3 protein-coding genes are annotated in these 15,377 nt (G+C 59.3%); all 3 read right to left on the bottom strand.

What is annotated here, in order from left to right; all coding sequences use genetic code 11:
• Positions 1–40 precede the first annotated feature (40 nt).
• The 3 genes from AC24R4_RS06890 to AC24R4_RS06880 all read right to left on the bottom strand — a co-directional run bounded on the left by AC24R4_RS06890 (position 41) and on the right by AC24R4_RS06880 (position 15,278).
• Positions 41–1,720 carry a ShlB/FhaC/HecB family hemolysin secretion/activation protein gene (locus AC24R4_RS06890; protein WP_487522561.1) on the bottom strand — a complete coding sequence of 560 codons (1,680 nt, stop codon included), beginning with the start codon at positions 1,718–1,720 and terminating at the stop codon, positions 41–43.
• 426 nt (positions 1,721–2,146) lie between these two features.
• Positions 2,147–6,211, bottom strand: coding sequence for a beta strand repeat-containing protein (locus AC24R4_RS06885; RefSeq protein WP_487522560.1), 4,065 nt, complete (start codon positions 6,209–6,211; stop codon positions 2,147–2,149).
• Positions 6,195–15,278 (bottom strand): ESPR-type extended signal peptide-containing protein, encoded by a 9,084-nt coding sequence (locus AC24R4_RS06880; protein WP_487522559.1) that lies wholly within the window; start codon positions 15,276–15,278, stop codon positions 6,195–6,197. Before AC24R4_RS06880 ends, AC24R4_RS06885 begins: the two co-directional genes overlap by 17 nt.
• Positions 15,279–15,377: the final 99 nt, after the last annotated feature.

Raw genomic sequence — 15,377 nt, 5'->3', positions numbered from 1 at the left:
CGTTCCGGTTTTTCGGACACACGCCAGCCGCGTCACGGATTTATTTGCTCCATGTCACCGATAACCAGTACTGCAAGGGTTTCTTGCCGGGGTCTACCCAAGACGTCGAAGAGAATCCGTATGCCTTGGATACGGATGCGGAAACCGTGGCGCCTATCGGCGTCAACCAGTCGATTCCCAGGCCATATCCAGAGAGCATCCGACGATTGCTGACGTCGGACATGCCGATATAGGTCGATTCCCAGCCGCCCCAGGGGTTGTGGTTGACGCGGCCGATGGCGAAGTCCGAGAAAATGCCGAACTGCACCTGGTGGCCAGCGGCCACCGGAATCCGTTGATAGAGACCGGCGTTCAGCACCACGCCATCGTCAAAGGACCCTTCGTCGGCGCGATAGGCACGGACCGCATTGGGGCCGCCCACGCCGAGCTTTTCGCTTGGGTCCAGGTTCTTGCTGGCCAGTTGCCCATTGATCTGGCCGGTCAGAAACAAATCGCCACTGCGATTCAGCCCGTATTTTCCGAAGCCGGTCGTCGTGAATTTTCCGTAGACGCCGGACACCTGCGTGACGTTATTGTAGAAAGGCACGTCGTTGCTCTGATGGCCGACCGTCAGCGCCAGTTCGCCACTCCAGATATCACTGCGCAATTGCTGCGCGCGGTCGCCATTGTTCGCCTGGAGCGAAAGCCGCAGCGCATTCAACGTGCTGTGCGCCACATACTGGTTCTTGTAATCGGTATTCGTACGGCTATGGAGATATGACGCACCGGCCCAGATATTGGCATCGAGGCCACGCGTAATGGGATATTGCAGCCCCGCCTGCAAGGTGTTGGCGACGCCTACGACCTGCGTCACGGCATTGATCGTGTATTGCTGGCGGGTAAAGCCGCCCGTGACACGCAAGCCATCATCGAGGATGGGAACGCTGCCCGTCAGCGACCCCGTCCACATCTTCTTTTCGGTGCCGGTCAGGGTCAGCGCGTAGGCTTCGCCCAAACCAAAGAAATTGTTAGCCGCTGCTGTGATCCCGAGACGGTACAAGCCTGTCGACTCGATACCCTTGTTGTCGATAAAGACATCGCCGGTGATCGGATCGCCCCGCTGCGCGATGCTGAAGCGCACATTGATATCGCCGGGGCCGCCGCCCGGGGAAAACTGCGGCGCGGCGGCAATCGCCACGCCGGGCACGTCCTGCAGCAACTGCGTGGCGCGCTCCAGACGGCTGGTCTGCAACAGACACACCTTGTCCAGCGATGCGCCCCCACACAATGCTTTGGTGATCAGACGATGCAGTCGTTCGTCCTTGACGCGCGACTGGTTCTCGATCTGGACATCATGGATGCGGCCCGGGAAGGCCGTGAACACCAGGGGCTTGCCCTCCTGGGCTGCGCGCCAGTTCTGATCGGTCAGCAATACCTGGCCAACCGGAAACCCGCCTTGGCGCAGGCCGTTGGTGAGGCTGTCGGACCACTGATCCACTTCGGCCAACGTTGCCGGCGCGGCGCCCAACCGCGATGCCGCGCTTTGCAGCACGCGCTGGACCTCGTCTGCGGCGGGGCTACCTGCGGGAAACACGCTGAATTCCACGACCTTTTGCCGCGACACCGCAGCGGTCTCTGGCACCGCCGGTTCGGCATGAACGGCGACCGACAACATCACCCATGGCAAGGCACAGGCGGCACGCTGGAATTTTCGCTTTATGTTCTGGAAGTACCGCGACATGGAAGTGGATGGACTCGGTGAATTTTCTGCGCCTGCTACAACTGCGATTCGAACTGCTGATCAGTGCGTCGCTGTTTCTGTAAAAATGGTAGAGCGGCATACGCCTGCGCCGAATAGCAAAATCTTTGAATTTCACGAATGGAATCGGCATTCGCAGCGCGCTTGCAAACAGCGATGAACGCGCGATTCCGTGTACTGCCATCACACGATGCTTCTGGCACGAGTTTGGCAGCTAGTTTCGAAAACCGAAATGAAAATGGTCTCTTCCAATTTCCGACAAAACAGAATCAGAAAATGGAAGAAACCAGACGATCAAATAGCGTAAGTGTGAAATGCGCCGACGCTCGAATTCGAGCGTCTGGCGCGAACTGAAGAATCGGCGAGGGCGGACTCAGCCGGTGCCCCGGGGGCACCGGCTATGTCCGATTAGCCGCCGATGCCGGCAGCCGCGGGCGTGGCCGGCGACGCGGCCGACTCGGTCGACGCCTTCAACCAGCCGTGAGACTTCACCACGTACGGCTTGCCGTCCTTGACACCGCTTTCCGTATAGAAGAACTCACGCGTCTGCGCATTGACCGACAGATCCGCCTTCATCTTCGTTTGCGGGTCTTCGGACACGTAGTGCTTGACGCCGTCGGCCCCATCGCGGAAGTCCAGGCTACGCTCCAGCGGGCCGGAGCTGGTCGCAATCTTGACCTTCGCGACATTGGTACTGGCATCCACCTCAACCGCCTCCAGCGTGGCGCCGGCCCAAGCCTCTTCACCCAGCTCGACGGTCATCGCTTGCGGCGAGGCCAGGTGCCAGTTGGCGCCGAACAGGTCGCTCCAGAAGTACGCGACCCCCGCGCCCAGGCCGATAGCCCCAGCAGCGCCGGCCACGGCCGCACCAGCTCCGCCGCCGCCACCACCGCCCGAGTCGCCACCCGAACTACCGTTCGAGCCATTCGACCCATTGGACCCGTTGGAGCCATTCGATCCGTTCGAACCATTGGAACTGCCGTTGCTGGAACCGTTACCGGAAATGTTGGACACCGATCCGTTCGGCCCGGTATTGATCGTGCCGTTGGTGTTGTCGACGCCGGTGCCGTTGGTCGAATTGCCCGTGACGTTCGTCGATCCGTTGCCAGTGGTATCGATCGTGCCGTTGGTGTTATCGACGCCGGTACCGTTGCCGGTATTGCCGGTGATATTCGTCGAACCGTTGCCGCCGGTATTGATCGTACCGTTGGTGTTATCGACGCCCGTACCGTTGCCGGTATTGCCCGAGATATTCGTCGAGCCATTGCCATCGGTCGTGATCGATCCGTTCCCGTTATCGACACCGGTGCCGTTGGTCGAGTTGCCCGAGACATTGGTCGAGCCATTGCCCTCGGTATTGATCGAGCCATTACCGTTGTCTACACCGGTACCGTTGGTGGTGTTGCCCGAGATATTCGTCGAGCCGTTACCGCCGGTGTTGATGGTGCCGTTGCCGTTGTTGACGCCGGTGCCATCGGTGGTATTGCCCGAGATATTCGTCGAGCCATTGCCATCCGTGGTGATCGATCCGTTCCCGTTATCGACGCCGGTGCCATTGGTCGAGTTACCGGAGACATTGGTCGAGCCGTTGCCGTCGGTATTGATCGAGCCATTGCCGTTATCGACGCCGGTACCGTTGGTGGTGTTGCCCGAGATGTTCGTCGAGCCATTACCGCCGGTGTTGATGGTGCCGTTGCCGTTATCGACGCCGGTACCGTCGGTGGTATTGCCCGAGATATTCGTCGAGCCGTTGCCATCGGTGGTGATCGATCCGTTTCCGTTATCGACACCAGTGCCATTGGTCGAGTTACCCGAGACATTGGTCGAGCCATTGCCCTCGGTATTGATCGATCCATTACCGTTGTCTACGCCGGTACCGTTGGTGGTGTTGCCCGAGATGTTCGTCGAGCCGTTGCCACCGGTGTTGATGGTGCCGTTGCCGTTATCGACGCCGGTGCCGTCGGTGGTATTGCCCGAGATGTTCGTCGAGCCGTTGCCATCCGTGGTGATCGATCCGTTCCCGTTATCGACACCAGTGCCATTGGTCGAGTTACCCGAGACATTGGTCGAGCCATTGCCCTCGGTATTGATCGATCCATTACCGTTGTCTACGCCGGTACCGTTGGTGGTGTTGCCCGAAATGTTCGTCGAGCCGTTGCCGCCGGTGTTGATGGTGCCATTGCCGTTATCGACGCCGGTGCCGTCGGTGGTATTGCCCGAGATGTTCGTCGAGCCATTACCGCCGGTGTTGATGGTGCCGTTGCCGTTGTTGACACCGGTGCCGTTGGTCGAGTTACCAGAGACGTTGGTCGAGCCGTTGCCGTCGGTATTGATCGAGCCATTGCCGTTATCGACGCCGGTACCGTTGGTGGTGTTGCCCGAGATGTTCGTCGAGCCGTTGCCACCGGTGTTGATGGTGCCGTTGCCGTTATCGACGCCGGTGCCATCGGTGGTGTTGCCCGAGATATTCGTCGAGCCATTACCACCGGTGTTGATGGTGCCGTTGCCGTTGTTGACACCGGTGCCATTGGTCGAGTTACCAGAGACGTTGGTCGAACCGTTGCCGTCGGTAGTGATCGAGCCGTTACCGTTGTCTACGCCGGTGCCGTCCGTCGTGTTGCCCGAGATATTCGTCGAGCCATTGCCGCCGGTGTTGATGGTCCCGTTACCGTTGTTGACGCCCGTGCCGTTGGTCGAGTTACCAGAGACGTTGGTCGAGCCGTTGCCGTCGGTAGTGATCGAGTCATTACCGTTATCTACGCCGGTACCGTTGGTGGTGTTGCCCGAAATGTTCGTCGAGCCGTTGCCGCCGGTGTTGATGGTCCCGTTGCCGTTATCGACGCCGGTGCCGTCCGTCGTGTTGCCGGAGATGTTGGTGGAACCGTTACCGTCGGTGGTAATCGATCCGTTTCCGTTGTCGACGCCGGTGCCATTGGTCGAGTTACCGGAGACATTGGTCGAGCCGTTGCCGTCGGTATTGATCGAGCCATTACCGTTGTCTACGCCGGTACCGTTGGTGGTGTTGCCCGAGATGTTCGTCGAGCCATTACCGCCGGTGTTGATGGTGCCGTTGCCGTTATCGACGCCGGTGCCATCCGTCGTATTGCCGGAGATGTTGGTGGAACCGTTACCGTCGGTGGTAATCGATCCGTTTCCGTTGTCGACACCCGTTCCGTTGGTCGAATTCCCGGAAATGTTTGTCGAGCCATTTCCGCCGGTGTTGATGGTGCCGTTTCCGTTATCCACCCCGGTGCTGTTACCGGAACCACCCGAGATATTCGTCGAGCCGTTGCCACCGGTGTTGATGGTGCCGTTGCCGTTGTTGACGCCGGTGCCATTGGTCGAGTTGCCCGAGACATTGGTCGAGCCATTGCCCTGGGTGTCGATGGTGCCGTTGCCATTGTCAACGCCCGTTCCATCGGTGGTGTTACCCGAGACATTGGTCGAGCCATTGCCGTCAGTGGTAATCGAACCATTACCGTTGTCTACCCCGGTACCGTCAGTCGTATTGCCCGAGATATTCGTCGAGCCATTACCACCGGTGTTGATGGTGCCGTTACCGTTATTGACGCCGGTGCCGTTGGTCGAGTTGCCCGAGACGTTGGTCGAGCCATTGCCGTCGGTAGTGATCGAACCATTACCGTTGTCTACGCCGGTGCCATTCGTGGTGTTGCCCGAGATATTGGTCGAGCCATTGCCGCCCGTATTGATGGTGCCGTTGCCGTTATCGACGCCCGTACCGTCCGTCGTATTGCCCGAGACGTTGGTCGAGCCGTTGCCGCCGGTGTTGATCGAGCCGTTACCGTTGTTGACGCCAGTACCGTTCGTCGAGTTACCCGAGACGTTCGTCGAGCCGTTACCCTGGGTGTCGATCGTGCCGTTGCCATTGTCAACGCCGGTGCCATTGGTGGTGTTGCCCGAGATATTCGTCGAGCCATTGCCACCCGTATTGATGGTGCCGTTGCCGTTATCGACGCCAGTACCGTCCGTCGTATTGCCTGAGACGTTGGTGGAGCCGTTGCCGCCCGTGTTGATCGAACCGTTACCGTTGTTGACGCCAGTGCCGTTGGTCGAGTTGCCCGAGACGTTGGTCGAGCCGTTACCGTCCGTATTGATCGAGCCGTTGCCGTTATCAACGCCGGTGCCGTCGGTCGAGTTACCCGAGACATTGGTCGACCCGTTACCACCGGTATTGATCGTACCGTTGCCGTTGTCTACGCCTGGGCCGCCGGTCGAGTTACCCGAGATATTGGTCGAGCCATTGCCACCGGTGTTGATGGTGCCATTGCCGTTATCGACACCCGTGCCGTTGCCGGAGTCGCCCGTGACGTTGGTCGAACCATTACCACCGGTGTTGATGGTGCCGTTACCGTTGTTGACGCCGGTGCCATTGGTCGAGTTACCCGAGACATTGGTCGAGCCATTGCCCTGGGTGTCGATGGTGCCGTTGCCATTGTCAAACGCCGGTGCCATTGGTGGTGTTGCCCGAGATATTCGTCGAGCCATTACCGCCAGTATTGATGGTGCCGTTGCCGTTATCGACCCCCGTACCGTCCGTCGTATTGCCGGAGATGTTGGCCGAGCCGTTGCCGCCCGTGTTGATCGAGCCGTTACCGTTGTTGACGCCAGTACCGTTCGTCGAGTTGCCCGAGACGTTGGTCGAGCCATTACCCTGGGTGTCGATCGTGCCGTTGCCGTTATCGACGCCAGTACCGTTCGTCGAGTTACCCGAGACGTTGGTCGAGCCGTTACCGTCCGTGTTGATCGAACCGTTGCCGTTATCAACGCCAGTACCGTCCGTCGAATTGCCCGAGACATTGGTCGAGCCATTGCCACCGGTATTGATCGTACCGTTGCCGTTGTCTACGCCTGGGCCGCCGGTCGAGTTACCCGAGATATTGGTCGAGCCGTTACCGCCGGTGTTGATGGTGCCATTGCCGTTGTCTACGCCCGTGCCGTTGCCGGAGTCGCCCGTGACGTTAGTCGAACCATTACCACCGGTATTGATGGTGCCGTTACCGTTGTTGACGCCGGTGCCATTGGTCGAGTTACCCGAGACATTGGTCGAGCCATTGCCCTGGGTGTCGATGGTGCCGTTGCCATTGTCAACGCCGGTACCGTTGGTGGTGTTGCCCGAGATATTCGTCGAGCCGTTGCCACCGGTATTGATGGTGCCGTTGCCGTTATCAACGCCGGTGCCGTCCGTCGTATTGCCGGAGATGTTGGCCGAGCCGTTGCCACCGGTGTTGATGGTGCCGTTGCCGTTGTTGACGCCGGTGCCGTTCGTCGAGTTACCCGAGACGTTGGTAGACCCGTTGCCGTCCGTGTTGATCGAGCCGTTGCCGTTATCGACGCCGGTACCGTTGGTGGTATTGCCCGAGATATTCGTCGAGCCATTACCGCCCGTATTGATGGTGCCGTTGCCGTTATCGACGCCAGTACCGTCCGTCGTATTGCCTGAGACGTTGGTGGAGCCGTTGCCGCCCGTGTTGATGGAACCGTTACCGTTGTTGACACCCGTGCCGTTGGTCGAGTTGCCGGAAACGTTGGTCGAGCCGTTACCGTCCGTGTTGATCGAACCGTTGCCGTTATCAACGCCAGTACCGTCGGTCGAGTTACCCGAGACGTTGGTCGAGCCGTTACCGTCCGTGTTGATCGAACCGTTGCCGTTATCAACGCCGGTGCCGTCGGTCGAATTGCCCGAGACATTGGTCGACCCGTTGCCACCGGTATTGATCGTACCGTTGCCGTTGTCTACGCCTGGGCCGCCGGTCGAGTTACCCGAGATATTGGTCGAGCCATTGCCACCGGTGTTGATGGTGCCATTGCCGTTATCGACACCCGTGCCGTTACCGGAATCGCCCGTGACGTTGGTCGAACCATTACCACCGGTATTGATGGTGCCGTTGCCGTTATTGACGCCGGTGCCGTTGGTCGAGTTGCCCGAGACGTTGGTCGAGCCATTGCCGTCGGTAGTGATCGAACCATTACCGTTGTCTACGCCGGTGCCATTGGTGGTGTTGCCCGAGATATTCGTCGAGCCATTGCCACCCGTATTGATGGTGCCGTTGCCGTTATCGACGCCAGTACCGTCCGTCGTATTGCCGGAGATGTTGGCCGAGCCGTTGCCGCCCGTGTTGATCGTACCGTTGCCGTTATTGACGCCGGTGCCGTTGGTCGAGTTGCCCGAGACGTTGGTCGACCCGTTGCCGTCCGTGTTGATCGAGCCGTTGCCGTTATCGACACCGGTGCCATTGGTGGTATTGCCCGAGATATTGGCCGAGCCATTGCCGCCCGTGTTGATCGTACCGTTACCGTTATCTACGCCGGTTCCGTCCGTCGTATTGCCGGAAACGTTGGTCGAGCCGTTGCCGCCGGTATTGATCGAACCGTTGCCGTTGTTGACACCCGTGCCGTTGGTCGAATTCCCCGAGACATTGGTGGAACCATTGCCTTGTGTGTCAATCGTCCCATTGCCGTTATCAACGCCGGTGCCATTGGTGGTATTGCCCGAGATATTCGTTGAGCCGTTTCCACCCGTGTTGATGGTGCCGTTGCCGTTGTTGACGCCAGTTCCGTCCGTCGTGTTACCCGAGATATTGGCCGATCCGTTGCCGTCGGTATTGATCGAACCATTGCCGTTGTCTACGCCAGTGCCGTTGGTCGAGTTACCCGAGACATTGGTCGAGCCATTGCCGGCCGTATTGATGGAGCCATTGCCGTTATCGACGCCGGTGCCATTGGTCGAGTTGCCTGTGACATTGGTTGAGCCGTTGCCGTCGGTATTGATGCCGCCGCCATTGTCGACACCCGAGCCATTGGTCGAGTTACCGGTGACGTTGGTCGAGCCATTGCCGCCCGTGTTGATCGAGCCGTTGCCGTTGCTGACCCCCGTACCGCCGGTCGAATTACCCGAGATATTGGTCGAGCCGTTGCCACCGGTGTTGATGGTGCCATTGCCGTTATCTACGCCCGGGCCGCCGGTCGAGTTACCCGAGACATTGGTCGAACCATTGCCCTGGGTGTCAATCGTGCCATTACCGTTATTGACCCCAGTGCCATTGGTCGAGCCGCCCGTGACATTGGTCGAGCCATTGCCGTCGGTGTTGATGCCGCCACCGTTGTCTACGCCCGAACCATTGGTCGAGTTGCCGGTGACATTGGTCGAGCCATTGCCGCCGGTGTTGATCGAGCCGTTGCCGTTATGGACGCCAGTACCGTTCGTCGAGTTGCCCGACACGTTGGTCGTGCCGTTGTCGGTCGTATCGATCGTCCCATTACCGTTATCTACGCCAGTACCGTCCGTGGTGTTACCGGAGATGTTGGTCGAGCCATTGCCATCGGTGTGAATCGACCCGTTACCGTTATCGACGCCGGTACCGTTGGTGGTATTGCCCGAGATATTGGTCGAGCCATTACCGCCCGTGTTGATCGTGCCGTTGCCATTACCGACGCCCGTGCCATTGGTCGAGCCGCCCGTAACGTTGGTCGAGCCATTGCCGTCGGTGTTGATGCCGCCACCGTTGTCTACGCCCGAGCCGTTGGTCGAGTTGCCGGTGACGTTGGTCGAACCGTTACCGCCCGTGTTGATCGAGCCGTTGCCGTTACCGACGCCCGCGCCATTGGTCGAATTGCCCGAGATATTGGTCGAGCCATTACCCTGGGTGTCGATGGTGCCATTGCCGTTATTGACGCCCGTGCCGTTGGTCGAGCCGCCCGTAACGTTGGTCGAGCCATTGCCGTCGGTGTTGATGCCGCCGCCATTGTCTACGCCCGAACCATTTGTCGAGTTGCCGGTGACATTGGTCGAACCGTTACCGCCGGTGTTGATCGAGCCGTTGCCGTTACCGACGCCCGCGCCATTGGTCGAATTGCCCGAGATATTGGTCGAGCCATTACCCTGGGTGTCGATCGTGCCGTTGCCGTTATTGACGCCGGTGCCGTTGGTCGAGCCGCCCGTGACATTGGTCGAACCGTTGCCGTCGGTGTTGATGCCGCCGCCATTGTCTACGCCCGAACCATTTGTCGAGCCGCCCGTGACATTGGTCGAGCCGTTGCCGTCGGTGTTGACCGCACCGTTGCCGTTCTTGACACCAACGCCGTTCACGGAGGTGCCGGTCACATTGGTCGTACCGTTGTCAGTCGTATTGATGGTGCCGTTGCTGTTGTCTACACCCGTACCATTCGTAGTGCTGCCCAAAATATTGGTCGAGCCATTCCCGCCAGTCCCGATGAAACCGTTCGAGTTATCAACGCCGTCGCCATTCGTCGAATTCCCCGTGATATTTGTGCTGCCATTTCCATTAGTATTTATCGTACCGTTACCAGCATCACCCCATACCCCGATGCCGTTGATAACACCCGTACCGTTCGTCGAATTTCCTGAAATGTTCGTCGAACCACAGCCGTCGGTGCTGATGTTGCCTTGAATATGCACACCAGACCCATCTACGGAGGTTCCTGAAATATTCGTCGATCCGTTCCCAGTCGTGTTGATGCTAGAATTGCCCGTTGGGCTCATCGCCACACCGGTGCCGCTATTTGCATTACCTGTGACATTAAGGGATCCATTGCCGGATACTTCCGCAACGGGTCTAAGCCACACGCCAGTACCGTTACCAGTCGCCTGCCCGTCCAGATTCGCACCGCCCTGCCCTGAAATATTCAAGGTTCCCGAGACGAACACCCCAATGCCGTCCACCGAGGTTCCTGTGGCATTCAAGCTCGCGTTACCGGTGAGATCTGTGGTTCCAGCAATGTCCACAGCTCTGTTATTCGTGGAATTTCCGACCAGATTCACTCTTGCGCCATCGGACGCATTAAGGACTTCGCCTACAAAGATCCCCGCCCCATTGGTCGAGCTTCCCGTTGCATTGAGTGTGCTATTGCCAGTTAGATTATTGGACCCCTGCAGACTCACGCCGCCGGCGTTGGTGGAGTTGCCCGAGAAGGTCACAGCAGCATTACCGGAAGCATTCAAGCTCCCGTTGGAATATACCCCTCGCTCGTTTATCGATGATCCTGTGACATTCAAACTCGCGTTGCCGGCGAAATTCTTGTCTCCACGAAGGTCTACTGCTGTACCATTTATGGAATTACCGACAATATTTGTTGCACCATTGCCATCCGAGCTGACATTGGCAGTCACCAGTACGCCCCTGCCGTTGGTGGACGATCCCGTTATGTTGGTCGAGCCATTCCCGGTTGTACTGAGCGTTCCATTGTTAAAACCGTTGAAAAATACACCTGTGCCATTGTTCGCGGTGCCGGTGACGCCGAGCGAACCGTTTCCTGATACGTTGACCGTGCCTATGGAAACTACGCCCGAGCCATTGCCGGTTGCTACGCCGCCGAGATTTGCACCAGCTTGTCCCGAAATATTCAGGTTCGTGACGAATACCCCGACGCCGTCTACCGCTGTGCCCGTGGCATTCAAGCGTGCGTTATCGGTGAGACTTGTCGTTCCAGTCTGGTCAACGGCTCTGCCACTCCCAGCGTTGCCAACGAGGCTCAGCGCCGCGTTTCCGGACAAATTTTGCTGCCCAGCAAGCTGGACTCCGACTGAACCGTTGGAGCTTCCGGAAAAATTCGATCTGGCTCCATCGCTCATATTCAGCGAACCAGTGTTGTAAATGCCGGCGTAGTGCGTCGAATTACCTGAAACATTCAATGCCGCATTTCCACCCAGATTTTGCGTTCCTGCCACATCGGCGCCCCTGGCATTCACAGCGGTCCCGGCGATATCCATTCCGGCATTTCCGGAAATGTTCGTCACGCCAGACAAGAAAGCACCGGTGGCATTTGTCGACGCACCCGTCAAGCTCAGCCCAGCGTTGCCCGACAGGTTGTTAGCCCCCTGGGAGTGGATACCTCTTCCATTAGTGGAATTTCCGGAGACGGCCAGTCCAGCGTCATCGTTGGCATTCAGCGTGGCCGACGAAAATACGCCGTCACCATTCGTCGACGCACCCGTGACATTCAACGCCGAATTCCCGCTCAGATTTTTGGTTCCCGCCAGGTCGACGCCTCTAGCGTTTTCGGATCTTCCATTGATATCCACCCCCGCGTTTCCGGAGATATTCATGCTGCCAGGTGCGAAAACGCCAGTGCTATTCGTCGACGCACCCCGCAGGTTTAGCGCGGCATTTCCCGACAAGTCTTGCCTGCCATTGTCACTTACTAGTGTTCCCACTCCATTGGTGGAGTTCCCGGAGACCGTTGATGTGGCTCCATCGCTCATATTCAGCGCACCGGCGAGAAATACGCCGATCTCGCGCGTCGAAGTACCGGTGATATTCAACGCCGCGTTTCCACTCAAAGCGCCCGATGCCGGCATAATGACGCCGCGGCCATTCACCGATGTTCCGGCGATATCCATTGCGCCGTTGCCTGATGCCTGAAAAGTGCCGTCTGTATAAACCCCCGTGCCGTTTGCCGAGGATCCGACCAGAGCTGCCCCAGCCTGCCCTGAAATACTCAAGCTCCCTCCGACGAACACCCCGGCGTCGCCTACCGAGGATCCTGTGGCACTCAGCGTTGCGTTACCGCTGAAATTCTTACTTCCGGAAAGGTCTACGGCTCTGTTAGTCTGGGAAGTTCCGACCATGGTGACTGCCGCGCGATCAGACGCCCAAAAATAGCCAGATGAAAAAATCCCCGGACCATTGGTCGAGGTCCCCGTTACATTTAGTGTGCTATTACCAGTCAGATAGGGGGATCCCTGCAGTTGCACGCCGTAGGAATTGGTGGAGTTACCGCTGAAGGCCACTGCGCCATTGCCGGAAACAACCACGTCCCCAACTAAAAAAATGCCGGAAGAACACGTCGACGTTCCGGCGACATTCAAACTGCTGTTGTCCGAGAAGACGTTGGTGCCCTGCATTTCCACGCCACGACCATTCGTGCTCGTGCCGCTGATGTTCACCCTTGCGTTTTCAGTACCGTTAATGTTGTTTACGAGTGTTCCCAACGCACGGATGCTCGTACCGCTAATATTAATTGCAGCATTTCCCGCGGCGTTGATATTGGCGACGTCTGCGCTCGTGACACCCGCGCTCGTCGCGTTGACGTTCAGCGCAGTATTCCCTGTGGCGTTGACGTTTCGCACCACAACACCACTACCAAGATCGCTGGTTCCGGTAATGTTCAACCCGACGTTGTTGCCGGACAAATCTGCCCGTCCAACAAAGACGCCGCTACCGTTGACACTTCTTCCGTCGATATTGATCGATGCATTGCCCGTGCTTCGGAGAAATCCCGTATCGACGTCGTCAGCGGACCGCTCCAGGTGGACACCAAGACCTTGGCCCTGCGTCGCACCCTGGATATTCAGCCTCGCCCCGCCCGACACATTGAAATCCGTCGCGTAAGCGTAGACGCCGGGGCCATTGACGGAACTGCCGTTCAGACTCAGTGAACCGCCGTTGGTGACTTGAAATGCCTGACCGTCCCGGGAGGCCGTGCTGGTCTCGCGGTCGTAGCCGGATGAAATGCCTGCGCGATTGGTGGAGCGACCTTCAAACGAGACGTCGGCGCCGTCAATGGTCATCGCCACCGTATGATCGATGCCGTAGCCGTTTCTGGATGTTCCGCGGATATTTACCGTCCCGCCGAGCGCGGAGAACTTGGCCGCATTCCCTTGGCCCGCGGTTCCGATCAACACCGCATCGTCATTGTTTGACGTGCCGGTAATATTCAGGGTGCCCGCCCCGGTCTTTGTCACATTCGACGACGTCCAGAAAACGACACCTCGGAAAGACGTTGCGTTTCCGGTGATTTCACCGCTGCCCACCGACAGATTGCCACCAAAATATACGGCGGCGTTTCCACCTGTCGTGTTACCCGACACCCGGATATCGCCACCATTCAGATCGATGGTGGTACCGCCGTTCTGCCGAACCCATCCGCTGTCGGTCCCCATCCCTGCCGTCAGATTCAGATTCAACTGATTCGACGTCGAGGTGATATTGCCGTTAAGCGTGATGGTGCGGTTGGCGACCAGGGTCAGGTTGGCTGCGCCGCCAGCCGTCTTGCTGATATCCGCACCAGCGTTCTGCGTGATGTGTCCGGAAGCCGTACCCGAACTGACGGTGGTAATGGTGACGTCCGTACCGTTGTTGAGCGCGTTGTTGATCGAGGTGTTGCGGACCGTGGCCGTGTTGTTGGTACCGGCATCGAAGCCGCCGGACAGGTTGCCGTTATAGCCAGTGTCGGCGCCCGTGCCGATCGTGATATCCGTGGGATCGATGAGCCAGTGGCCGGACTTGCCGTTCGGGGCCGCGGCAGTCACCGTGCCCTGCACGTTGAGGTTGTGGCCGGACGTCTCCACGAAGCCGCCATCGCCATTGAGCGCGCCCGCATCGATGTGCGCGCCGCTGTCCACCTGCGTGAAGTTGGCAAACGCCACGCCGTCCTGCAGCAGCTTCGCCGCGTCCGTGCCAGCCAGCTTGCCGAGGCTGTCGCCGCCCAGCACCACCTTGCCGCCCGCTGCGTCGCCCTTCACATCGATCGATGCATTGCCGAACAGCCCCACGCGGTCGCCCGACAGCACCACCGTGCCGCCCTTGCCGCCCGCCGCCGTGCCGGACGCATCGATGGCGCCGGTCATCGTCACATCGCCAGTCTTGCCGGCGTCCGCCACCACGGTGCCGGCGCGCACCACGCCGCTCAGGTTCACCACCGTCTTGAGCAGCGTGTCCTTGCCGCGCGCGGTCAGCAGCACCGTGCCATCCTGGGCGCGGATGTTGCCGCTGTTTTCCACCAGCGCATTGGCCGTGGCGTTGGTCAGCGTTACCGAAATGCCCTGGCCGTTGTTCAGCGCGAACGTGGCGCTGTCGCCAGCCGCCAGCACGACTTGGCCGCCAGCGCCAGCATTGATCGAACCACTATTGCGAACCTGGTCGCCGACCAGCGTGACAAAGCCGGCGGCGTTGATGTCGCCCTCGTTGATGACACCGGCCTGCTTGCCCGTTGCGCTCAGCGCCAGCGGGTTGCCCGCCATGAAGGCGTTGGCATCGATCGATTTGGTGGTGGCCAGCAGCGAGCCCACATTGACCACGGCGCCCCGGCCGAACAGCACGCCGTTGGCGTTCTGGATCAGCACCTGGCCGTTGGCCAGCAGCGAGCCCTGGATGTTGGACGGCACGCCGCCCGTCACACGGTTCAGCGCCTGCGCCTGCGCGTTGGGCTGGTTGAACTGGACGGTGTTGCCCTTGCCGATGTTGAAGGTGTTCCAGTCGATCACGGTGCGCTGGCTACCCTGATCGATGTGCATGGTGTTGCCGTTCGGCTGGGAAATCGTGGCCTGGCCGGCCACCACGTTGCCATTGGTCGGCAGGGCCTGTGCGAAGGCCGGGCCGGACTCCAGAATCAGCATGGCCAGCGCGATGGAGGTCATCGCGGATACCACGCCGAACTGGGCACCATTCGCGTCGCCGCCCCCCTCGCCCGGGCGCTTGCCCTGGCTCTTCACGTTCTCCGCAACGGCCACCAGCATGCCGAGACGCTTGCTGAATACGCGACGATACCGATTCTTGTTCATGGACTGATCCTAAAATTTGATTGCACGGCATCCGGTCCGCATGGCGCGGCGACGGATGAGAGCGCAGGTATTGCGGTCGGCATCGCCATGGCGACGCCC

It is taken from the genome of Cupriavidus sp. CER-90, from assembly GCF_057652055.1.
This window is presented reverse-complemented; position numbering and strand designations above follow the sequence as displayed.